Annotated in this window: 20 protein-coding genes; 5 read left to right on the top strand and 15 right to left on the bottom strand. The window is 69.7% G+C overall.

What is annotated here, in order from left to right; all coding sequences use genetic code 11:
- Positions 1–21 precede the first annotated feature (21 nt).
- Positions 22–651, top strand: coding sequence for a TetR/AcrR family transcriptional regulator (locus tag ACIBVP_RS17490; RefSeq protein WP_396107154.1), 630 nt, complete (start codon positions 22–24; stop codon positions 649–651).
- A gap of 20 nt (positions 652–671) precedes the next feature.
- On the opposite strand, the gene ACIBVP_RS17485 is transcribed toward ACIBVP_RS17490, so the two are convergent.
- From ACIBVP_RS17485 to ACIBVP_RS17435, 11 genes are all read right to left on the bottom strand, one after another.
- Entirely contained in the window at positions 672–1,904 is a 1,233-nt protein-coding gene (locus tag ACIBVP_RS17485) for an MlaD family protein (protein ID WP_396107153.1), read from the bottom strand.
- Positions 1,904–3,055, bottom strand: coding sequence for an MCE family protein (locus ACIBVP_RS17480; RefSeq protein WP_396107152.1), 1,152 nt, complete (start codon positions 3,053–3,055; stop codon positions 1,904–1,906). The genes ACIBVP_RS17485 and ACIBVP_RS17480 overlap by 1 nt, the downstream gene beginning before the upstream one ends.
- Positions 3,052–4,263: an MCE family protein gene (locus tag ACIBVP_RS17475; RefSeq protein ID WP_396107151.1), complete on the bottom strand. Its 1,212-nt coding sequence runs from the start codon at positions 4,261–4,263 to the stop codon at positions 3,052–3,054. The genes ACIBVP_RS17480 and ACIBVP_RS17475 overlap by 4 nt, the downstream gene beginning before the upstream one ends.
- Positions 4,260–5,279: an MCE family protein gene (locus tag ACIBVP_RS17470; protein WP_396107150.1), complete on the bottom strand. Its 1,020-nt coding sequence runs from the start codon at positions 5,277–5,279 to the stop codon at positions 4,260–4,262. The genes ACIBVP_RS17475 and ACIBVP_RS17470 overlap by 4 nt, the downstream gene beginning before the upstream one ends.
- Positions 5,276–6,310, bottom strand: a complete 1,035-nt coding sequence (locus ACIBVP_RS17465; RefSeq protein WP_396107149.1) for an MCE family protein — start codon at positions 6,308–6,310, stop codon at positions 5,276–5,278. Before ACIBVP_RS17465 ends, ACIBVP_RS17470 begins: the two co-directional genes overlap by 4 nt.
- Before the next feature lie 61 nt (positions 6,311–6,371).
- Positions 6,372–7,685: an MCE family protein gene (locus tag ACIBVP_RS17460; RefSeq protein WP_396107148.1), complete on the bottom strand. Its 1,314-nt coding sequence runs from the start codon at positions 7,683–7,685 to the stop codon at positions 6,372–6,374.
- On the bottom strand, positions 7,686–8,543 hold the full coding sequence (locus ACIBVP_RS17455) for an MlaE family ABC transporter permease (RefSeq protein WP_396107147.1): 858 nt from the start codon (positions 8,541–8,543) through the stop codon (positions 7,686–7,688). It lies immediately after the preceding gene.
- Positions 8,543–9,334 (bottom strand): MlaE family ABC transporter permease, encoded by a 792-nt coding sequence (locus ACIBVP_RS17450; RefSeq protein WP_396107146.1) that lies wholly within the window; start codon positions 9,332–9,334, stop codon positions 8,543–8,545. Before ACIBVP_RS17450 ends, ACIBVP_RS17455 begins: the two co-directional genes overlap by 1 nt.
- Positions 9,335–9,475: 141 nt before the next feature.
- Positions 9,476–10,237: a glucose 1-dehydrogenase gene (locus tag ACIBVP_RS17445; RefSeq protein WP_396107145.1), complete on the bottom strand. Its 762-nt coding sequence runs from the start codon at positions 10,235–10,237 to the stop codon at positions 9,476–9,478.
- Between the two features lies 1 nt (position 10,238).
- Positions 10,239–11,750, bottom strand: coding sequence for an aldehyde dehydrogenase family protein (locus tag ACIBVP_RS17440; protein ID WP_396107144.1), 1,512 nt, complete (start codon positions 11,748–11,750; stop codon positions 10,239–10,241).
- Positions 11,747–12,643, bottom strand: coding sequence for a 3-oxoacyl-ACP reductase (locus ACIBVP_RS17435; protein ID WP_396107143.1), 897 nt, complete (start codon positions 12,641–12,643; stop codon positions 11,747–11,749). Before ACIBVP_RS17435 ends, ACIBVP_RS17440 begins: the two co-directional genes overlap by 4 nt.
- Before the next feature lie 70 nt (positions 12,644–12,713).
- On the opposite strand from ACIBVP_RS17435, the gene ACIBVP_RS17430 reads away from it, so the two are divergent.
- From ACIBVP_RS17430 to ACIBVP_RS17415, 4 genes are read left to right on the top strand one after another with little or no spacing between them, the layout of a single operon-like run.
- Positions 12,714–13,892, top strand: coding sequence for an acyl-CoA dehydrogenase family protein (locus tag ACIBVP_RS17430; protein ID WP_396107142.1), 1,179 nt, complete (start codon positions 12,714–12,716; stop codon positions 13,890–13,892).
- A gap of 3 nt (positions 13,893–13,895) precedes the next feature.
- The gene (locus ACIBVP_RS17425; RefSeq protein ID WP_396107141.1) at positions 13,896–15,023 is read left to right on the top strand and encodes an acyl-CoA dehydrogenase family protein; all 1,128 of its coding nucleotides are present in this window, start codon (positions 13,896–13,898) and stop codon (positions 15,021–15,023) included.
- Positions 15,024–15,035: 12 nt separating this feature from the next.
- Entirely contained in the window at positions 15,036–16,634 is a 1,599-nt protein-coding gene (locus tag ACIBVP_RS17420) for a long-chain-fatty-acid--CoA ligase (protein WP_396107140.1), read from the top strand.
- Between the two features lie 4 nt (positions 16,635–16,638).
- Positions 16,639–16,848 carry a DUF5302 domain-containing protein gene (locus ACIBVP_RS17415; RefSeq protein WP_396107139.1) on the top strand — a complete coding sequence of 70 codons (210 nt, stop codon included), beginning with the start codon at positions 16,639–16,641 and terminating at the stop codon, positions 16,846–16,848.
- 211 nt (positions 16,849–17,059) lie between these two features.
- Here the strand turns inward: ACIBVP_RS17415 and ACIBVP_RS17410 are convergent, their stop codons facing one another.
- Genes ACIBVP_RS17410 through ACIBVP_RS17395 form a run of 4 tightly spaced genes read right to left on the bottom strand, consistent with a single transcriptional unit; the run spans position 17,060 to position 20,838 of the window.
- A complete protein-coding gene (locus tag ACIBVP_RS17410; RefSeq protein WP_396107138.1) occupies positions 17,060–17,584 on the bottom strand; it encodes an NUDIX domain-containing protein in 525 nt (174 codons plus the stop codon).
- Between the two features lie 23 nt (positions 17,585–17,607).
- Positions 17,608–18,138, bottom strand: a complete 531-nt coding sequence (locus ACIBVP_RS17405) for an NUDIX domain-containing protein (RefSeq protein ID WP_396107137.1) — start codon at positions 18,136–18,138, stop codon at positions 17,608–17,610.
- Positions 18,135–19,232 (bottom strand): NAD(P)H-dependent flavin oxidoreductase, encoded by a 1,098-nt coding sequence (locus ACIBVP_RS17400; RefSeq protein WP_396107136.1) that lies wholly within the window; start codon positions 19,230–19,232, stop codon positions 18,135–18,137. Before ACIBVP_RS17400 ends, ACIBVP_RS17405 begins: the two co-directional genes overlap by 4 nt.
- Positions 19,219–20,838 carry an acyl-CoA synthetase gene (locus ACIBVP_RS17395; protein ID WP_396107135.1) on the bottom strand — a complete coding sequence of 540 codons (1,620 nt, stop codon included), beginning with the start codon at positions 20,836–20,838 and terminating at the stop codon, positions 19,219–19,221. The genes ACIBVP_RS17400 and ACIBVP_RS17395 overlap by 14 nt, the downstream gene beginning before the upstream one ends.
- Positions 20,839–20,892: the final 54 nt, after the last annotated feature.

Raw genomic sequence — 20,892 nt, 5'->3', positions numbered from 1 at the left:
AACGAATGTTACAGTCGCTCGGTGACGAGTCCTCGTGAACGGTACCGAGCCCAGGTGCGCGCCGAGGTGAAGGAGCACGCGTGGGCACAGATCGCGGAGGCCGGCGCGTCCGCGATCTCGCTCAACGCCATCGCCAAGACCATGGGCATGAGCGGCCCCGCGCTGTACCGCTACTTCGCCAACCGGGACGAGCTGATCACCGACCTGGTGAGCGACGCGTACCGGCAACTGGTGGACGCGTCCCGTGCCGCGGTCGCCGAGCGGGGCTCCGACCCCGCGGTGATCGCGAACGCCATCCGCGACTGGGCACACACGTACCCGCAGCGGTACTTCCTCATCTACGGCACCCCGATCCCCGGCTACCACGCGCCGTCGACCACGACCGAGATCGCGACACAGCTGATGGACCTGCTGCTCGACGCGCTGAAGGACCGCGAACCCGGCCCGGCGATGGCACTGGACGAGAACCTGGCCCGCCACCGTGAGTGGGCGCACGTCGACGTGCCGGAGAGCGTGCTCCGCCAGGCGCTGGGTTTCTGGACCCGCCTGCACGGCGTGGTCAGCCTGGAGATCTCGGGCCACTTCCGGGACATGGGCTTCGACACCCAGCTCCTGTTCGAGGCGGAGATGGCGGCCTCGCTGGGGCGATAGCCCGAGCAGACCGTGCACGGTCACCCGACCGGCAACCCCAGCAGCCCGGCCAGCGTCGTCGGCTCCCCACCGGGGAACGACAGCGCGCCGGGCAGCCCCGGCACCTGCGGCTGGGGTGCCGCCGCAGGCGGCGGCACCTCGACGGGTTTCCCGCCGAACGGTGCGTTCTGCGAGCCACGCACGCCGATCGGGCTGCCCGGCGGCTCGGCGCAGTAGGCCAGCGGGTTGGGCGGCGCGTCCGTGAGGTCGTTGCCCGGCCGCTGTTTCGTGGTCTCGTACCCCTTCGTGCACGACATCGGATCGTTGAACGTCAGCACCAGCCCGAGGTGCCCGGTGCCGTCCGGGTTCGCGCCGGGGGCGGTCGCCGTGATCATCGGGAACGCCACCAGCAGTTGCTCGAGCCCGTCAGTGCGGGTGCTCGTGACCTGCATGGTGGTCAGCAGGTTCGCGATGATCACGCCGAGGTCCTGGCCGGAGTCCCGCAGCAGGTCGTCGACCTGCACGGCGACCAGCGGCACGTTCGTGATCAGCTCACGCAGGTCCGGGTTCGACGTCTTCAGCTGTTCGGCGATGAGCCGCAGGTTGCCGCTGTAGTCGAGGATCTGGCGGGTCTGCTCCGCCTGGGTCTCCAGCACGGTCCGCCCGTTGGCCAGGAGCGACGTGGTCTGCGGCAGGTGCTCGGCCGCCGTGTCGGTCAGCTCGCCCGCGCTGTCGAGCAGCACCTGCAGCGCCGGGCCCGCGTTCTGGAACGCGAGGTACAGCTCGTCGACGGTGGTGCGCAACGAGTCCTGCGGCACGCTCTCGACGAACGTGTCCAGATTGGACAGCAGGGTCTCCGGGCTCGACGGGGTCGCCGTGCGGTCCCGTGGCACGACCGAGCCGTCCGCGAGGAACGGGCCCCGGTCGTGGTCCGGCCGCAGGTCGACGTACTGCTCGCCGACCGCGGACCGGTTCGCCACCACCGCACGGGTGTCGGCGGGGATGGGCGGCGCGTCGTCCTCGATGTCCAGGACCACGTCGACGCCGTCGTCGGAGAGCGTCAGCCGCTCGACCCGGCCGACGGTCACGCCCCGGTAGGTGACCTCGGCGTTCGCGAAGATGCCGCCGGAGTCGGCGAGCTGCACGGTCACCCGGTAGCCACGCGCCCCGAACAGCCGGTCCAGCCCCGCGTACGTGCCACCGACGTACACGATGCCGACGACCGCGATCATCGCGAACAGGAACAGCCGGACCTTGGTGCCCCGCAACAACATCAGCGACCCTCCCCCAGCAGCGAGCCGAGCAGCCCGGTCAGGCCGCCGGGCACCTCGCCCCGCGGCACCTGCGGCAGCGTCGGCACCGGCAGCAGCGGTTCGGCCGGCTCCGACGGCCCGGGGTTCGGTGACAGGCCGGGGATCGGGATCACCGGTGTGCTCGCGTTCTCCAGGTTCTCCAGCAGCACCGACAGGTCCATGTCGAACTTGACGTCCACGTTCACGTAGTCGCCCTTGACGGCGTTGAGGAAGTAGTCGGTGAACGGGTAGGTCACGAGGAACTGCAACGAGTTCGGCAGGTCCGCCCCCGCCTCCGCGAGCTTGTTCAGCGTGGGGGCCAGCAGTGTCAGGTCGTCGACGAGGTCGTCGCGGCTGCGGTTGACGGTGTCGACGGCGACGGTGGACAGGTTCTCCAGCGCACCGAGCATGGTGACGAGCGCGTCCCGTTGTTCGTTGACGACCGCGAGACCGGGGCCGAGACGGTCCAGCGCGACCTCGATGTCGTCGGTCTGCGCGGCGAGCCTGCCGGACAGGCGGCCGAGCGCGTCGATGGCCTTGGTGATGTTGGTCTTCTCGCTGTCGAGCACGCGCACCACCGTGTCGATGTTGGACAGTGTGGCCCGCAGCTCCGGCTCGTTGCCGTCGAGTGCCGCGTTCACCTCCTCGACGATCGTCGACAGCTGCCGGACGCCACCGCCGTTGAGCAGCAGGGAGAGCGCTCCCAGGACCTCCTCGATCTCCGGGTTGCGGTTGGTGCGGTCGATCGGGATGACAGCGCCGTCCTTCAGCGTCCCCTCCGGACGGTCCGGGGCGCGCAGCTCGACGAACTTCTCCCCCAGCAGCGACGACTGGCGCAGCTCGGCGGCCGCGTTGGCGGGCAGGTGCACGTCGCCGTTGACGAGCATCGTCACCACGGCCGTCCGGTTGTCCTTCGCCAGCTCGATCTTCTCGACCCGCCCGACCGCGACGTCGTGCACCTTCACCCCGGCCTGCGGCACGAGGTCGAGCACGTCCCCGAACCGCGCGACCACCCGGTACGGGTGCTCGCCGAGGTCCGCGCCACCGGGCAACGGCATCTGGTACATGCCGGAGAAGCCGCCCGACGAACAGCCCGCGAGCAGGAAAGCCAACGCCACCAGGACAAGTCTCATCGGCCACCGCCCGTCGCGGCGGCGGACAGGTCGACGATCGGGATCGGCAGCGGCGGCAACTCGCCCGCCGACAGCGAGCCGAGGACCTCCGCGACGGACGGCAGACCGAGCGTGCCGTCGAGGTACGGGGCGAGCTGCTCGCAGATGTCCGTCAACGTCTTCGGCAGCTGCTTGGGCGTCCCCGCCTCGATCGTGCGGCACAGCATCAACACCGGCGGGTAGGTCAGCTCGTTGAGGTTGCCGCGGATCGCGAACGACGCGGACGCGGCGTCGTAGGTGTTCAGGAAGTTCGACATGGCGAGCGGAGCCACGTCGAGGATCTCCGCGACCGCGGCCCGCTGGTCGACGAGTGCCTGCGTGACACCCGTCAGCTTGTCCACGTTGGAGCTGATCGCGTCCTTGTTGGTGGCGATGAAGCCGTGGACGTCGGTGAGCGCTGTCCCGAGCGAGGCGAGGGCCGTGCCCAGTTCGTCGCGGTCGTCGGCGAGGTAGCCGCTCACGTCGGCCAGCTTGTCGTTGAACGCCTTGACCTGCGTGTCGCTCTCGGCGAGCGCCTCGGTGAACGTGGCGAGGTTGTCGACGGTGCTGAACAGGTCGCCACGGGAGTCGGCGAGCGCGGCGGACGCGGCGGACAGCTCCCGGATCGTCTGGTTGAACAGCTCCCCGTTGCCGGACAGGTTCGCCGCGGCGGTGTCCAGCACGTCGGAGAGCGCTCCATCGGCGTTGGCGCCGTTCGGTCCCAGCGCGGTCGCCAGGTCGTTGACGCTCGCCGTCAGGTCGTCCAGCTCGACCGGCGTCGCGGTGCGCTCGAGCGGGATGACCGTGCGGTCGGCCATCAGCGGACCGGACTCGTACGCGGGCGTCAGCTGCACGTACCGGTCACTGACCAGCGACGGCGCGACCACCACGGCCTGCGCGGCCGCGGGGATCTCGACGCCGTCGTCCACGGTCATCTCGACCCGCACCCGGTCGCCCTCCGGCGTGACCGCCGTGATGCGCCCGACGCCGACCCCGAGCACCTTCACCTCGGAGTCCGGGTACACGCCGACCGCCTTCGTGAAGTACGCGGTGATCCGCGTCCCCGACGGCGACATCGTGATCCACCACAACGCGAAGCTGAGCACCAGCGCCAACGCGAGCGCGTAGATCACCACGAGCGCGGCGCGGCGGCTCGCACGGCTCTCCTCGACCATCGCCCGGACGTTCATCGCGTGCCCTCCGGGGTGAGCGGCACCGTGCAGCCCTCGGGGTTGATGTCGAAGACCCCGGCCTTGGTCGGCGGTGGCAGCAGACCGCAGATGTACCCCTCGAACCAGCGGCCGTTGCCGACGACGTTGTTGAACGTCCGCACGTACGGCGCGAGCGACGCGAGGCTCTCCGACAGGTTCTTCTGGTTCTTCGCGAGGATCGTGGTGACGCGGTCCAGCTCGTCGAGCGCGGGCTTGAGCTGCTTCTGGTTGTCGGCGACCAGGCCCCGCAGCTCACCCGCGAGCGTGGTGGTGCCGGTCAGCAACAGGTGCACGGCGTCCCGACGCAGCCGCAGTTCGCCGAGCAGCAGCGACGCGTCGGCGAACAGCTTCTTCAGCTGGTCGTCGCGGTCGGCGACGGTCCTGGAGAACCCGGCGGTGTTGGCGAGCAGGGTCTTCAGCTGTGTGTCCCGTGTGGACAGTGTCGACGACAGCTTCGACAGGCCGGTCAGCGTGTCCTTCATGTGCTTCGGGCTGTTCGCGAACGTGTCGGACAGCACCTCGAAGCTCCGCGCGAGGTGCTCGGTGTCGATCTGGTCGACGGTCTGCGACAGCTTCCCGACCGCGGGAACGATGTCGAACGGGGTCTGGGTGCGGTCGACGGGGATCGGGTCGTTGGCGCTCTGCGGTGTGCCGCCGGAGGACTCGATCGCCAGGTACTTGTCGCCCAGCAGGGTCTTGATCTGGATGGACACCGTGCTGCGGTCGCCGAGGCTCACGTCGTCGACGCGGAAGTCCACGACCACCTTGTTGCGGGCCAGCTCCACCGACCGCACGTCGCCGACCTTCACCCCGGCGAGCCGCACCTCGTTGCCCGGCCGCAGCCCGGCCGACTCGCGGAACTCGGCGGTGTAGGTGGTGCCGCCGCCGATGATCGGCAGGTCGTCGGAGTTGAACGCGACGAGCAGACCCAGTACCAGCAACACGACCGTCACTGTGCCGACGGCCGCCGGATCCCGCTCTTTCAACGGTTTCATTGGCACCTCTCCGCGGGCGGCGTACCGGGGACGGGCAGGAACGGCAGGTCGACCGAGATGCCGAGGTCCGACACGCCGATCCGGCCGGACATGCTGCAGAGGTAGTAGTTGTACCAACCGCCGTAGCTCGACACCCGGCTGATCGTCTGCACCTTGTGCGGGAGCCCGGCGAGGAACTTGTCGACCGTGTCCCCGTGGTCGGCGAGGTTCCCGGCGAGCCTGCCGAGCGCCGCGATGTCCTCCTTGATCGGCGGCCGCACCGACGACAGCAGGCCCGCCGTCGACTCGGTCAGATCGCCCAGCGCGCTGATCGCGTCACCGATCGGCTGCCGCTGCGCGGCGAGGCCCGACGCGAGCTGCTGCAGCTGGTCGATCAGCCCGGACACCTCGGTGGTGCGTTCGTTGACCGTGGTCAGCACGGTGTTGAGGTTGTCGATGACCTGCCCGATCACCTTGTCCTTGCTCGCGATGGTGCTCGCGAGCGACGCGGTGTGCGCGAGGACGCTGTCGATCGTGCCGCCTTCTCCCTGCAGCACCTGGATCAGCTCACCGGCGAGCTTGTTGACCTCGTCCGGTTTCAGCGCCTGGAACAGCGGCTGGAACCCGTTGAACAGCTCGGTCAGGTTCAGGGCGGGCTGGGTGCGGTCGAGCGGGATCGTGTCGCCCGGCCGCAGCACCGCGTTGGTGTCACCGGATCCGATCGCGAGCGCGATGTAGCGCTGCCCGATCAGGTTGCGGTACTTGATGGTCGCGGTGATCGACTTCGGCAGCTCCCGTGACGCCTCCACGTCGAACCGTACGTCCGCCCACTTGTCGTCCACCACCGCGATGTCGGTGATCTGTCCGATCCGGACCCCGGACATGCGGATGTCGTCACCCTCGTTGAGGCCGGTGACGTCGGTGAAGCGGGCGACGTAGCCGCTGGTCGCGCCGAGCGTGGTGTTGGCGATCGTGAGGCCCAGCAACGCGGTCAGCGTGACGGTGACGACCGCGAACACGGTCATCTTGACCAACGGTGCGACGAAGTTCATGTTGGCCCTTCCTCGCAGGCTCCGAGGGGCCGCGGTATCGATGACTCGCTCGCAAGCTCGCTCATCGGACCGTCACCTCCGCGCCCCGGAACAGCGGGCCGAGCAGCAGTGACGACCACTCCGGCACGTCCGGCGGCGCCACCCCGAGTCCCGGCGCGACGAGCGCCGCGATCAGCTCCTGCTCCGGCGGGGTGTTGGCGACCCGCTCCTCCGTGGCCGACTGCGGCAGCGTGTTCGGGAAGTCCCCCGGCCGGTCCGACTTCGGTGGTGGCGGCTTCGACGACCCGTCGTCCAGCGGCCCGCCCTCGGGGTACTGCGGGAACCGGGCGGGCGGCTTCGCGACCGGGTAGCAGGCCGGCCCGCGTTTGTCGTTGTAGCGCGGGGTGTCCACACCGGGCACGTACTTGCCTCGGCTGGACGTGATCTCGATGGTCACCCGCGTGACGTTCGGGGTGGACGTGCCCTTGCCGAACGCCCGGTCCGCGGCCGGGATCGCGTCCACGAGCTGCCCGAGCAGGCACGGGTACTCGGGCGCGTACTTCGCCAGCACGGCGAGTGTCGACTCGGACTCGCTCACCAGGTCGATGATGTTTCCCTTGTTGGCGGCCAGGAAACCGCCGAGGTTGATCGACGCGTTCGTCAGCGTGCGGTACAGGTTCCGCAGCTGGCCGCGCTGCTCGACGACGGTCTGCGTGGTGACCGTCAGGTCCCGCAGAGCGGTCAGCAGCTCGGGTCCGGCCTGCGCGTAGGTGTCCGCGACGGTCGAGAGCCGCTGGATGTTGGCCCGCAGGTCCGGCAGCGACGGCGTGATCTCCGCCAGGTAGTCGCCGAGCCGCACGAGCGTGTCGCCGAACTGCTCGCCGCGCCCGTCGAGCGCGGTCGCCATCGCGTTCAGTGTGGACGACAGCTTCTCCGGCTGGATGGCCCGCAGCACGGGCATGAGGTTGTTGAGGACCTCTTCCATCTCGACCGCCGAGCTGGTTCGGTCCTGACCGATCACCGATCCCTCGCGCAACCGTCCACTCGGGTCCTTCGGCGTCTGCAGCGCCACGTAACGCTCACCGAACAACGTCTTCGGGAGCAGCCGCGCGGTCACGTTGCCGGGGATCTCACCGACGTGGTCCGGGTTGAGCGCGAGGTCGAGGACGGCGTGGTCGCCGTTCGGCCGGATCGTCCGCACCTCGCCGACGATCAACCCGCGCAGCTTCACGTCCGCGCCGGTGCGGAGCTGGTTGCCGACGTGGTCGGTCTCCAGGGTCACGGGCACGACGGGCGTGAACGCCTTGCGGTAGAAGGCGATCGACAGCACGACGAACATCCCGGCGATGACCAGGAAGATCAACCCGTAGATCTGGTATCGGCGCCGCTCTGTCATCTAGCCCGCCAACCGCACTGTCGTCGTCGCGCCCCAGATGGCGAGCGACAGGAAGAAGTCCAGCAGCATCTGCACCACGATCGCCGCCCGCACCGCCCTACCCACGGCCACCCCCACCCCGGCCGGACCGCCGGACGCGGTGTAGCCGTAGTAGCAGTGCACGAGGATCACGACCACGCTGAACACGATCACCTTGAGGAACGACCACAGCACGTCCTCCGGCGGTAGGAAGAGATGGAAGTAGTGGTCATACGTGCCCGCGGACTGCCCGTAGAACCACACGGTCACCTGGCGCGACGCCAGGTACGACGACAGCAGACCCACCAGGTACAGCGGGATCACCGCCGCGACCGCCGCGACCACCCGCGTGGTCACGAGGTACGGCAGCGACGGCACCGCCATCACCTCGAGCGCGTCGATCTCCTCGGAGATGCGCATCGCACCGAGCTGTGCGGTGAACCCGCAGCCCACGGTCGCCGACAGCGCGAGCCCGGCGGCCAGCGGCGCGACCTCACGGGTGTCGAAGTACGCGGCGATGAACCCGGTCAGCGCGGACGTGCCCAACTGGTTGAGCGCCGAGTACCCCTGCAGGCCGACGATGAGCCCCGTGAACACGGTCATGCCGATCATCACGCCGAGCGTGCCGCCGATGACCGCCAGGGCACCGCTGCCGAAGAACACGTCCGACAGCAGCCGCAGGATCTCGCGCGGGTAGTGCGCGATCGTGCGCGGCACCCACGCGAGGACGCGGACGTAAAACGCGAGCTGCTGGCCCAGTGTGGCGAGCCCGTCGGCAGGCTGCTTCGCGGCGACCACCAGCCGTCGCGGCACCTTCGGCGGGATGTCCACTGTCGCCATTACATCCCCTTCGGCGGGACGATCTGGAGGTAGATCCCCGTGATCACCACGTTGATGAGGAACAACAACAGGAACGTGATCACGACCGTCTGGTTCACCGCGTCCCCGACGCCCTTCGGCCCGCGCCCGGGGTTGAGGCCGCGGTAGGCGGCCACGATGCCCGCGACGAACCCGTACAGCACGGCCTTGATCTCGCTGACCCACAGGTCCGGCAGCTGCGAGAGCGCGTTGAACGACGCCAGGTATGCGCCGGGCGTGCCGCCCTGCATGACCACGTTGAAGAAGTAGCCACCCGCGACACCGACGACGCTGACGAGTCCGTTGAGCAGCACCGCGACGATCACCATGCCGAGCACGCGCGGCACGATCAGTCGCTGGACCGGTGACACGCCGAGGACTTCGAGCGCGTCGATCTCCTCACGGATCGTCCGCGACCCGATGTCGGCGCACATGGCCGACCCACCGGCGCCCGCCACGAGCAAGGCGGTGATCAACGGCGACGCCTGCTGCACGATCGCGAGCGCGCTCGCCGCACCGGTGAACGACTGCGCCCCGATCTGTTGCGTCAGCGACCCGAGCTGCAACGCGATGACCGCACCGAACGGGATGGACACCAGCGCGGTGGGCAGGATCGTGACGCTCGCGAAGAACCAGCACTGCTGGATCAGCTCGCGCCACTGGAAGGGCCGCCGGGGCGTGTACTTCGCGACCTCCCAGGCAAGCGTCGACATGCGCCCCACCTGAGCGAGCGCACGCACAGGCGCGGGACGCACGCCGGCCGCTGTGTTCATTGTTCGCTGCGCTCAGTCGCTAGAGACACCGTCTTCCCTCCTGCGCTGCTCGTCAGTCCAGACGGTGTCCCGCTCCCTCGCTCCGCTCACAGCGCTCATGTGCCATCACCCGTGAGGTACAACGACCCAGAACCGTTGTGGTTACCCGAAACTCGACAAAGAATGGGCCGCGGTCACACCCCCGTCCGCCACGAACTCCGCGCCCGTGCAGTAGGAGCTTTCGTCGCTCGCCAGGAACAGCACCAGCTCGGCGATCTCGGGCGGCTGCCCCACTCGCTTCAGCGGCACCCGCTTGCCGACGTAGGTCAGGTCGACGGGCTGCCCGCCGAGCGCGGTCGGCAGCAGCCCGGTCTCGATCGCGCCGGGGTGCACGGAGTTCACCCGCACGCCCTTGCGGGCCAGCTCCAGCGCCGCCACCTTCGTCATGCCGCGCACCGCGAACTTGCTGGCGGTGTAGGCGGTCAGCGCGGGCGTCGCCGCCAGACCCTCCACAGAGGACACGTTGACGATGGAACCGCCACCCGCCTCGACCATCAGCGGCGCGACGGTGCGCATGCCGAGGAAGCAGCCGACCTGGTTGACCTGGATGACGCGCATGTAGTCGGCGAGCGCGGTGTCGGTCAGCAGGGAGAAGTGCAGGATGCCCGCGTTGTTCACCAACACGGTCGGCGGGCCGTAGGTCGCGACGACCTCCTCGGCCCCGGCCGCCCACTGGTCTTCCCGCGACACGTCGAGGTGCAGGTAGTGCGCGCCGATCTCGGCGGCGAGCTCCTTGCCCGCCTCGTCGTTCACGTCCGCGACGACGACCCGCGCGCCCTCCTCGGTGAACCGGCGCGCGGCCGCGGCGCCCTGGCCCCCGGCGGCGCCGGTGACCAGCGCGACCTTCCCGGTCAGCCGACCCATGTCACATCAACTCCTCGCCGAGTGGCATCAGGACCGTCTTCAGTTCCGTGTAGGCCTCGAACGCGCTCCGCCCGCCCTCGCGGCCGATCCCGGACTCCTTGAAACCGCCGAACGGCAGGTGCGGCTCGACCTGGAACCCGTTGATGCCGACCGTGCCCGCGCGCAGCCGCCGCGCCAGCCGGAAGGCGCGCCGCGCGTCCGTCGTGTACAGACCGGCGCCGAGACCATACTCCGTGTCGTTGGCGATCGCGACCGCCTCGTCCTCGGTCTCGAACGGGATGACGGCGAGCACCGGCCCGAAGACCTCCTGCCGCGCGATGTCCATGCCGTTGTCGACGTCGGCGAAGATCGTCGGCCGCACGAAGTTGCCCGCCGCGAGGTCACCCTCGACCCGCTCGCCGCCGCACACGACGCGAGCGCCCTGTTCCTTGCCGCGACCGATCAGGCCGAGGACGTGGTCGAGTTGCTTGGTGTTGATGAGCGGGCTCGCCAGCGTGGCGGCCTCGAACGGGTCGCCGTAGGTGATCGCGCCCGCCATGGTCTCGGCGGCGCCGATGAACTCGTCGTGGACGTCCCGGTGTACGAGCGCGCGGGTGTGCGCGACGCAGGCCTGCCCCGACAGTCCCATGGTGACGGTGCCCATGGTGGTCATCGCGGCGAGGCCGATGTCCGGCGCGTCCGGGAACACCAGCGTCGGGCTCTTGCCGCCGAGTTCGAGCGACACCCGCTTGAGCGTGTCGGCCGACGCGGCGACGATCCGCTTGCCGACGGCGCGGCTGCCGGTGAAGCTGACCTTGTCGACGAGCGGGTGCGTGACCAGCGCCTCCCCGGTGGGGTCGCCGGGTCCGGTCACGACGTTGACCACGCCGTCCGGGATGCCCGCCTCGGCGAGGAGTTCGACCATGCGCAGCACGCAGAACGTGGCGTACTCGGAGGGTTTCACCACGACCGTGCACCCGGCGGCGAGCGCGGGGGCGAGCTTCTGCGCGTACAGCAGGAACGGCCCGTTCCACGGCAGGATCGCGGCGACCACGCCGACCGGTTCGCGGAACGTCATCGCCAGGTGGTCACCGCCCTGGTACGGGGTGAGCGTCTGGCCGCCGATCTTGTCGATCCAGCCCGCGTGGTGGTCGAAGGCGTCCGCGGCGGCACCGACCGACGTGGCGTAGACCGGCCCGAACGACAGCGGCACGCCGTTGTCGAGTGCCTGCAGGCCACGCAGCTCGTCGGCGTGCTCGCGCAGCAGGTCCGCGTACCGGTGGAGCGCCTTGACGCGTTCACCGGCGCGCGTACCGGACCAGCGGCCGTCGTCGAACGCCCGCCGCGCCGCGCGGACCGCCTCGTCCACATCGGATAGACCGGCGACCGCGAGGTCGCCGATGGCTTCGCCGGTCGCCGGGTGGGTGTGCGTCCACGTCGCGCCGGACGCGGCGGGCCGCCACGTCCCGTCGATCAGCAGCAGGCCGTCCTTGAGCCCGACCTCGTCCCGGCGGGCGAGCAGGCTGAGCGTCATCGCTCCTCCTCGAGCGCCATGAGGTCGGTCGCGACGAAGGTCCTGGCCGGGTCGCGGTCGGCGAAGTACGCGCCGAGCGCGGTGTCCAGCGCCTCCGAGGTCCACTGTGGATGGTCGAACCGGGCCTCGACGGTCGGGGGTGCGAGCAGGGCGACCATGCCGCCGTACACGACGAACACCTGCCCGCTGATCTTCTCGGCGGCCGGTGAGGCGAGATAGGCGACGAGCGGCGCGACGTGGTCCGGGGACAGGGGATCCACGCCGGCCGGGGCGTCACCGAAGACCGCCGCGGTCATGGCCGTCCTGGCTCGGGGACAGATCGCGTTGGCGCGCACGCCGTACCGGGCGAGGCCGCGCGCGGTGGCGAGGGTCAGCGCGGTGATGCCCGCCTTGGCGGCGGCGTAGTTCGGCTGACCCTCCGATCCGAACAGGAACGCCTCGGACGCGGTGTTGACCACGCGGCCGTAGGTGGTGCCGCCGTTCGCCTTCGCGTGCCCGCGCCAGTGGGCGGCCGCGTTGCGGGACAGGAGGAAGTGACCGCGCAGGTGGACCCGGACGACGAGGTCCCACTCGTCGTCGGACATGTTGAACAGCATCCGGTCACGCAGCACGCCCGCGTTGTTGACGACCACGTGCAGCCCGCCGAAGCGGTCGACCGCGGCGCTCGTCAGCGCCTTCGCCGTGTCCGCATCGGACACGTCGCCGCGCACCAGCAGCGCCTTGGCGCCCAGTGACTCGATCTCGTCGACGACGTCGGCGCCTGAGACGTCACTGACGTCGTTGACCACGAGGTTCGCGCCCGCGCGGGCGAGGGCGAGCGCCTCGGCCCGCCCCAGCCCGGCACCCGCGCCGGTGACGATCGCGACCTTGCCGTCGAGCATCGCCGCCTTCATTGCCGGACCTCCTCGTTTGGCCAGGACTCTAGTACATTCTTAGAACGTGTTCTAGTAGCGAGGAGTGCCGATGCACATCGCGTACACGCCCGAGCAGGAGGAACTGCGGCGCGAGCTGCGGGCGTACTTCGCCACGCTGATGACACCCGAGCGGCGGGAAGCGCTCTCCGGCGGCGGCGACTACGGTGACGGTGAGGTGTACAAGGAGGTCGTGCGGCAGATGGGCGCCGACGGCTGGCTCGCGCTGGGCTGGCCGGAGGAGTACGGCGGGCAGGCCAGGCCCATGATCGACCAGCTCATCTTCACCGACGAGGCGGCCGTCGCGGGCGCGCCGGTGCCGTTCCTGACGATCAACACGGTCGGCCCGACGATCATGCGGTTCGGAACCGAAAAGCAGAAGCGGTTCTACCTGCCGCGGATCGCGTCCGGGGAGCTGCACTTCGCGATCGGCTACTCCGAGCCGGAGGCCGGGACGGACCTCGCGTCGCTGCGGACGCGGGCCGTGCGCGACGGGTCCGGCTGGGTGGTCAACGGCCAGAAGATGTGGACGTCGCTGATCTCCTACGCCGACTACGTGTGGCTCGCGTGCCGCACCGACCCCGAAGCGCCGAAGCACAAGGGCCTGTCGATCCTGATCGTGCCGACCGACGCCGACGGGTTCTCGTGGACGCCGGTACGCACGGTGTCCGGGCCGACCACGAGCGCCACCTACTACTCCGACGTCCGCGTACCCGAGGACGCGCTGGTCGGTGAGGTGAACCGCGGCTGGCCGCTGATCACGAACCAGCTCAACCACGAGCGCGTGGCGCTGACGTCGTCCGCGCCGGTCCGCGAGGCGCTGCGGGAGGTGCGGGAGTGGGCGCAGGCGACGAAGCTACCTGACGGGCGTCAGGTCATCGACCAGGAGTGGGTGCAGATCCACCTGGCACGCGTGCACGCGAAGGCCGAGTTCCTGAAGCTGATCAACTGGAAGATCGCGTGGGGCGTCGAGCGCGGGCTCAACCCGGCCGACGCGTCCGCGACGAAGGTGTTCGGCACCGAGTTCGCGACCGAGGCGTACCGGCTGCTGATGGAGGTGCTCGGCACGCAGGCGTACGTGCGGGCGGGTTCGCCGGGCGCGCTCCTGCGCGGCCGGATCGAACGGATGCACCGGGCGTCGCTGATCCTGACGTTCGGCGGCGGGACCAACGAGGTGCAACGCGACATCGTGGCAGCGGTCGGTCTCGGCCTGCCCGTGGCGAAGAGGTGAGCCGTGGATTTCTCGTTCAGCGATGAGTTCGACGACCTGGCGGAGCTGACCCGCACGATCCTCGCGGACCACCTGACACCTGTCAGGTTGGCCGAGGTCGAGGCGACCGGCGACCGGTTCGACCGTGCACTGTGGACGGACCTGGCGAAGGCGGGGGTGCTGTCGGCGGCACTGCCGGAGTCGGTCGGCGGCAGCGGCCTCGGGCTGCTCGAACAGTGCGCGGTGCTCGTCGAACTGGGCCGCGCGGTCGCGCCGGTGCCGTACCTGTGCTCGATCGTCCAGTCGGCGTCGGCCATCGCCGAGTTCGGCACGGACGCGCAACGGGCCGCGTGGTCGGCGCCCGCCGCCGCCGGTGAGCTGGTGCTGACAGCCGCACTGTCCGAAGAGGTCGGTGACAATCCTGGCCGACCTGTCACGAAGGCAGAGCGTGCAGGTGCATCTGCACAATGGCAAGTGCACGGTTCAAAAGTCGCTGTGCAAGCAGGTCCGGTGGCGAATCTGTTTCTGGCACCGGCGGAAACGGCACTCGGACTGACTGTGTTCCTTATCACTTCGACCGATTCCGGCGTGACCGTACGGCGCCAGCAGATCGTCGACGGCGACTCCGAGGCATTGCTGGAACTGGACGACGTGAGGCTCGACGACGACCGCGTACTCGGCGAACCGGGCGGCGGCGCGGCCGTCGTCGACTGGCTCACGAGCCGCGGCACGGTCGGACTGTGCGCGCTCCAAGCAGGCGTTTCAACAGAAAGTCTGCAGATGACGGCCAAGTATGCAACTGGCAGAGTGCAATTTGAACGACCGATTGCGACATTTCAGGCAGTGGGACAGCGACTCGCCGACTGTTACATCGACGCGGAGGCGATCCGGCTGACGCTCTGGCAGGCTGCTTGGCGACTGTCCAAAAATCTCTCTGCCCACAATGAGATCGCGACGGCGAAGTTCTGGGCGGCCGATGGCGGCCACCGCATAGCGCATGCCGCGGTGCACATTCACGGCGGCATGGGTATTGACGTGGACTACCCATTGCATCGATATTTTGTGGCCACGAAACGCATCGAGTTCAGTCTCGGCGGCGCCACCACACAGCTGCGCCGCATCGGTACCGCACTGGCCGCGGAGCCGGCCTGAGGAGGTTTTCGCATGACCGCGCCGGGGGATCCGGTCCCCACTGTCACCGAGCTGCTGCTCGCCCGCGCGGACGATGCGAACCCCGGTCTCGTGTTCGAGGACCGGGCTTGGTCGTGGGCCGAACACCTGCGGGAGTGCGCGGACCGGGCGGCGCTGCTCCGGTCGCTGAGGCGGCCCGGCCCGTTCCACGTCGGCGTCCTGATGGACAACGTCCCGGAGTTCTCGTTCCTGCTCGGCGGCGCCGCGCTCGCGGGCGCGGTCATCGTCGGGCTGAACACCAGCAGGCGCGGCGAAGCGCTCGTCCGGGACATCCGGCTTGCCGACTGTCAGGTTGTGCTGACCGACAGCCGGTACGTGGAGTTGTTGCAGGGCCTGGACACCGGCGCCCGCGTGCTGGACGTGGACTCGGCGGCGTGGCACGTCACCGCGTTCCGGCACCAGTACTCGCCGCTGGAGGCCGTGGCCGCCACGCCCGACGACCTGCTGATGCTGATCTTCACGTCCGGCACCAGCGGCGAACCGAAGGCGGTGCGCTGCACGCACGGCAAGATCGCGGGCCCGGGCAGGATGCTGGCGGACCGGTACGAGCTGGGCCCCGGCGACACCACGTACGTGTCGATGCCGATGTTCCACTCGAACGCGATCATCGCGGGCTGGGCCGTCGGCCTGGCGGCAGGCGCCCGCATCGCACTGCGTCGCCGCTTCTCGGCGTCGGGCTTCCTCCCTGACCTGCGCGACCACGACGTGACGTACGCGAACTACGTCGGGAAACCGCTCTCCTACGTGCTGTCCACACCGGAGAAGCCGGACGACGCGGACAACCCGCTGAAGGTGATGTTCGGCAACGAGGCCAACCCGAGGGACGTCGAGGCGTTCGCGAAGCGGTTCGGCTGCCAGGTCGTGGATGCCTACGGCTCGACGGAGGGCGGCATCGTCGTCCCCCGCCCGCCGGGCACGCCGCCCGGTTCGCTCGGCCACCTGGCCCCGCCGCTGGCGGTGCTCGACCCGTCGACGGGCAGGCCGTGTGCCCCCGGTGAGGTGGGCGAACTGGTGAACATGTCGGGCGCGGGCCAGTTCGCCGGCTACTACAAGGACTCGGCCGCGGACGCGGACCGCCTGCGGGACGGCAAGTTCTGGAGCGGCGACCTCGTCCACCACGACGAGGACGGGTACCTGTTCTTCGTGGGCCGCACGAGCGAGTGGCTGCGCGTGGACGGCGAGAACCTGGGCACCGCGCCGATCGAACGCGTCCTGCTGCGTCACCCGTCGGTCTCCGAGGCCGCCGTGTACGCCGTCCCGGACCCGGCGGCCGGTGACCAGGTGATGGCGGCGCTGGTGATGCGCGACAACTTCGACCCGGACGAGTTCGCGGCGTTCCTGTCGGCCCAGCCGGACCTGGGCCCGAAACAGGTGCCGAGGTTCGTCCGGATCACGGCCCGCCTCCCGAGGACGGCGACGTACAAGGTGCTGAAGCGCACGTTGTCGGCGCAGCGTTGGCGCACGCCGGACACGGTGTGGTGGCGCGCGGGGGCCGAACTGGAGTTCGAGCCGTTGACCCCGTCCAGCGACCCGATCCGGCTCGACTGGGGTGCCCGGTCCGTGCGACCCTGAGGTCATGCCTGACACATCGGAACCCGCGGCCACTCCCGAATCCGCAGAGGCAGAGCCCCAGCAGCAGGACGTGAAGGCCGCTTTCCGCGCGGCCCTGGAGCGCAAGCAGGCGCAGAACCGCAAGGGCCAGGAACACGCGGACGCCCGCTCCAAGGTGGACAACACCCACGGCCCCGCGGCCGCGAAGCGCACGTTCCGCCGCAAGAGCGGCTGAGCCACAGCAGAAGGGGCCGGCACCCGCCGGCCCCCTTTTTTTGTCCACAGCTCACCGAGTTGTCCACAGGCAGCCCGCCACACCCCTCCCCCGACACCCCCCACTGGTAGACTGGCAAGGCGGGTGGCCCCCGGGAACGGGTGGGGCTTGAGGTTACGTCCTTGGCGCGGACTTTTGCAGCGTTTTCGCTGGTCAGACGCCTGCTCAGGCGTCAGGTTCGCAGCGTGAACAGCAGGTAGGCGGCCATTGATGGGCCGTCCGTGATCACGCCCTCCCGCAACATCCGCTCCACCTCACCGCGCGGGAACCACTCCTGTCGCATGTCCTGCTCGGTGGCCTCCCGTTCCGGCCTGCCCGGCTTCAGGTCCGTCGCCAGGAACACGTGGCAGCGCTGCCCCGACATCGCGTTCGCCGGGTTGAGGTGGCCGAGGCGCGTCAACCTGACAGCTGTCAGGCCGGTCTCCTCCCGCAGCTCGGCAGCCGCCAGCTCCGCCGGCGTCCCCGTCACCCCGGCGGGGAACGAACCGGACGGGAACTCCCACGACCGCGCACCCACCGGGTAGCGGTACTGCTCCACCAGGTGAAACCCGTCGCGCTCGAACGGCAGCACCAGCGCGAAGTCCTTGGCGTCCACCACCGAGTAGACGCCCTGCGCACCGTCCGGACGCGTGACCTGGTCCTCCCGCACCGACAGCCACTGGTTCTCGTACACCAGCCGCGACGACAGCTGCCTCACGTCGCCCACCTCCCCGGGCGCCGTCACGAGCGCATCGTGAACAGCAGGTAGGCGGCCAGCGACGAGTCGTCGGTGATCACGCCGTTCCGCAGCATGCGTTCCACCTCGGCGCGCGGGAACCAGGCCTGCCGCATGTCCTGTTCGGTGATCTCGCGGTGCGGCCTGCCGGGTGTCAGGTCCGTCGCCAGGAACACGTGGTAGCCCTGGCCGGTGATGCCGTGCGCCCCGTTGAGGTAGCCGAGCCGCTCGTACCTACCGGCTGTCAGGCCCGTCTCCTCGCCCAGTTCGGCGGCCGCCAGTTCCTCCGGCGTGCCCGTGACGCCCTGGGGGAACGCGCCCTGCGGGAAGCACCACCGCCGCTCGCCCAGCGGGTACCGGTACTCCTCCACCAGGTGGAACCCGTCGTTCTCGAACGGCAGCACCAGCGCGAAGTCCGGCTTGTCGATCACCGAGTAGATGCCGTGCGTCCCGTCCGCGAGCTCGATCTCGTCCTCGCGCAGCGTCAGCCACGGGTTCTCGTACACGATCCGTGAAGAAAGCGTCTTGATGGTCACGCCTTCAGTCTGGCCCGCGCCTCCTCCACCTCGGCGAGGAGGCTCGCCATCACCTCCGCGACCGGGCGGACCTCGTTCATCCGCCCCACGATCTGCCCGACGGGCATCGCGACCACGTCCGGGTCGCCGCCCTTGGACATCCTCAGGTGTGCCTCGCCGACGAGCATGTTCTGCAGCGGCATCGGCAGCGGCTCCGGTGCGTCCGGCTCAGCCCACGCCTGCGTCCACTTGTTCTTCAGCAGCCGCGCGGGCTTGCCCGTGTAGATCCGCGACCGGACGGTGTCGCTCGAGGTCGCGCGCACGAGCGCGGTCTGGACAGCGCTCTCCGACAGCTGGTACTCGGCGGTGGTGAGCCAGTACGAGCCCATCCACACGCCCGACGCACCGAGGGCGTGGGCGGCGAGCACCTGCCGCCCGCTGCCGATCCCGCCCGCGGCCAGCACGGGAACGCGCTCTCCGACCGCGTCGACGACCTCGGGCACCAGCACCATCGACGCGATCTCGCCGGTGTGCCCGCCCGCCTCGTAGCCCTGGGCGACCACGATGTCGACACCGTTGTCGACATGTCGCCTGGCGTGTGCCGCGGTGCCCGCGAGTGCCGCGACCGGCACCCCGGCACCGTGCGCCCGCTCGATGACGTCCACCGGCGGCGAGCCGAGCGCGTTGGCGATCAACGCGATCCGGTGCCCCAACGCGACGTCCACATGCGACCGCGCGACGGAGTGCAACCAGCCGAGCACACCCGCGTCACCCGCGGCGGCACCCGCCACCGGCGGCACCCCGAGCTTGAGCAACGTCCGCTCGACGAACTCCTTGTGCCCCTGGGGAACCAACGCGGACAGGTCCTTCGACGTGCCCTCGACCGGGATCTTCGCGGGCATCACGATGTCCACACCGTACGGCCGGCCGTCGGTGTTCTCGTCCATGAAGGACAGAGCCGCGTCGAGGTCGGCCGGGTCGTTGAACCGCACGCAGCCGAGCACCCCGAGCCCGCCCGCCCTGCTGATGGCCGCGGCCACGTGCTCGGACGGGGTGAACCCGAAGATCGGGTGCTGGATGCCCAGCCGTTCGCACAGCGCCTCAGACCCCGACATTGGCCGCCTGCCACATGGGTTCGTGTTCCTCCGTGTACTTCTTCGCCCAGGGGTAGTCCGGCTTCCCGCTCGGCGCCCGACCGACCTGCTCGACGATCCAGACGCTGCGTGGCGTCTTGTACCCCGCGAGCCGCTCCCGCACGTGCGCGTCCAGCGCGGCGAAGTCGACCTCCCGGCCCTCCCACGGCTGCACGAGCGCCGCGACCCGCTGACCGAGCCGTTCGTCCGGCACGCCGACGACGAGCACGTCGAACACGTCCTCATAGGACTTCAGCGCGGCCTCGACCTCTTCGGGGAACACCTTCTCCCCGCCCGTGTTGATCGAGACGTTGCCGCGGCCGAGCAGCGTGATCGCGCCGTCCTCCTCGAGCCGCGCGTAGTCGCCTGCCACGACGTAGCGCTCCCCGTCGACCTCGACGAAGATCGACGCGGTCTTCTCCGGGTCCTTGTAGTAGCCGATCGGCACGTGCCCACCACGCGCCAGCCTGCCGATCTGGCCCGGCTCCTCGATCCTGCGGTTGTCGTCGTCGATCACGATCGTCTTCGGGCCGCTGTTCACCCGGGGCCCGCCCGCGCTCGGCTTGCTGCCCTTGAGGATCACGCCCATGCCTTGGAAACCGCTCTCCGAGGACCCGATCGCGTCGGTGATGACGGCGTTCGGCAGGGCCTCGAGGATCTGCTCCTTCACCGACGGCGAGAACAGCGCCGCGTGGCTGGAGAACGCGATCACCGACGACGCGTCGTAGTCGCCCTCCTGGTAGGCGGCGAGCAGCGGCCGCGCCATCGCGTCACCGACGATCGTGACGACCTTGACCTGGTGCCGGTCGATCGCCTGCCACACCTCGTGCGGGTCGAACTGCGGCAGCAGGACCACGGTGTCCCCGGAGAACAGCGCCGGGAGCGTCGCCCACTGCGCGGCACCGTGGATCAGCGGCGCGCACGGCAGGCGCGTCATGCCACCGGTCTCGCGGCCGCGCCGTGACTGCGCCCATTCGTCGGAGAGCGCTTCCCCGGTGTAGAAGTCGATGCCGCCGCCGAGCGTGCGCCACACGTCCTCGTGGCGCCACATCACACCCTTCGGATACCCGGTGGTGCCGCCGGTGAAGAGGATGTACAGGTCGTCGGGGCTGCGCTCCCCGAAGTCCCGCTCCGCGGACCGCTCGGAGAGCGCTCTCTCGTACTCGACGCTGTCGCTGGGCAGGTCGGTGCCGTCCTCGACGACGACGGTGTGCCGCACCCGGGCAGTCTCGGGGAGCACCGCCGCGACCCTGTCGGAGTAGCGCCGCTCGTGGACCACGGCGACGAGGTCCGCGTTGTCGAAGAGGTATCGCAACTCGTTCTCGACATAGCGGTAGTTCACGTTGACCGTCACCGCACGCAGCTTGTAAGCGGCGAGCAGCGTCTCGATCGCCTCGATGGAGTTGCGGCTGTAGAGACCGATGTGGTCGCCGCGCCCGATGCCCTGTTCCGCCAGGTGATGGGCCAGTTGGTTGGCACGCCCTTCCAGTTCGGCGAAGGTCGCCGCGCGGTCGCCGCACGCGATCGCGATCCGGTCGGGAAAGGCGTCGGCTGCATGCTCGAAGAGGTCCGCGATGTTGAGGGCCACGGAACCAAACTAGAACGTGTTATCGTTCCTGGCAATGCCCTAGTCGGAGGTGAA

The organism is Actinophytocola sp. NPDC049390 (assembly GCF_044466355.1).
Classification (GTDB): Bacteria; Actinomycetota; Actinomycetes; order Mycobacteriales; family Pseudonocardiaceae; genus Actinophytocola.
Note: the sequence above shows the minus strand (reverse complement) of the source record. Positions and strands in the feature narration are given on the sequence as shown.

What these genes read in the sequence shown, in the direction of transcription:
- ACIBVP_RS17460 (WP_396107148.1), bottom strand. Translation starts at nt 7,685, where the DNA reads ATGACAGAGCGGCGCCGATACCAGATCTACGGGTTGATCTTCCTGGTC.
- ACIBVP_RS17430 (WP_396107142.1), top strand. Translation starts at nt 12,714, where the DNA reads ATGCACATCGCGTACACGCCCGAGCAGGAGGAACTGCGGCGCGAGCTG.
- ACIBVP_RS17400 (WP_396107136.1), bottom strand. Translation starts at nt 19,232, where the DNA reads ATGTCGGGGTCTGAGGCGCTGTGCGAACGGCTGGGCATCCAGCACCCG.
- ACIBVP_RS17480 (WP_396107152.1), bottom strand. Translation starts at nt 3,055, where the DNA reads ATGAGACTTGTCCTGGTGGCGTTGGCTTTCCTGCTCGCGGGCTGTTCG.
- ACIBVP_RS17445 (WP_396107145.1), bottom strand. Translation starts at nt 10,237, where the DNA reads ATGGGTCGGCTGACCGGGAAGGTCGCGCTGGTCACCGGCGCCGCCGGG.
- ACIBVP_RS17485 (WP_396107153.1), bottom strand. Translation starts at nt 1,904, where the DNA reads ATGTTGTTGCGGGGCACCAAGGTCCGGCTGTTCCTGTTCGCGATGATC.
- ACIBVP_RS17450 (WP_396107146.1), bottom strand. Translation starts at nt 9,334, where the DNA reads ATGAACACAGCGGCCGGCGTGCGTCCCGCGCCTGTGCGTGCGCTCGCT.
- ACIBVP_RS17455 (WP_396107147.1), bottom strand. Translation starts at nt 8,543, where the DNA reads ATGGCGACAGTGGACATCCCGCCGAAGGTGCCGCGACGGCTGGTGGTC.
- ACIBVP_RS17475 (WP_396107151.1), bottom strand. Translation starts at nt 4,263, where the DNA reads ATGAACGTCCGGGCGATGGTCGAGGAGAGCCGTGCGAGCCGCCGCGCC.
- ACIBVP_RS17440 (WP_396107144.1), bottom strand. Translation starts at nt 11,750, where the DNA reads ATGACGCTCAGCCTGCTCGCCCGCCGGGACGAGGTCGGGCTCAAGGAC.
- ACIBVP_RS17420 (WP_396107140.1), top strand. Translation starts at nt 15,036, where the DNA reads ATGACCGCGCCGGGGGATCCGGTCCCCACTGTCACCGAGCTGCTGCTC.
- ACIBVP_RS17435 (WP_396107143.1), bottom strand. Translation starts at nt 12,643, where the DNA reads ATGAAGGCGGCGATGCTCGACGGCAAGGTCGCGATCGTCACCGGCGCG.
- ACIBVP_RS17470 (WP_396107150.1), bottom strand. Translation starts at nt 5,279, where the DNA reads ATGAAACCGTTGAAAGAGCGGGATCCGGCGGCCGTCGGCACAGTGACG.
- ACIBVP_RS17415 (WP_396107139.1), top strand. Translation starts at nt 16,639, where the DNA reads ATGCCTGACACATCGGAACCCGCGGCCACTCCCGAATCCGCAGAGGCA.
- ACIBVP_RS17465 (WP_396107149.1), bottom strand. Translation starts at nt 6,310, where the DNA reads ATGAACTTCGTCGCACCGTTGGTCAAGATGACCGTGTTCGCGGTCGTC.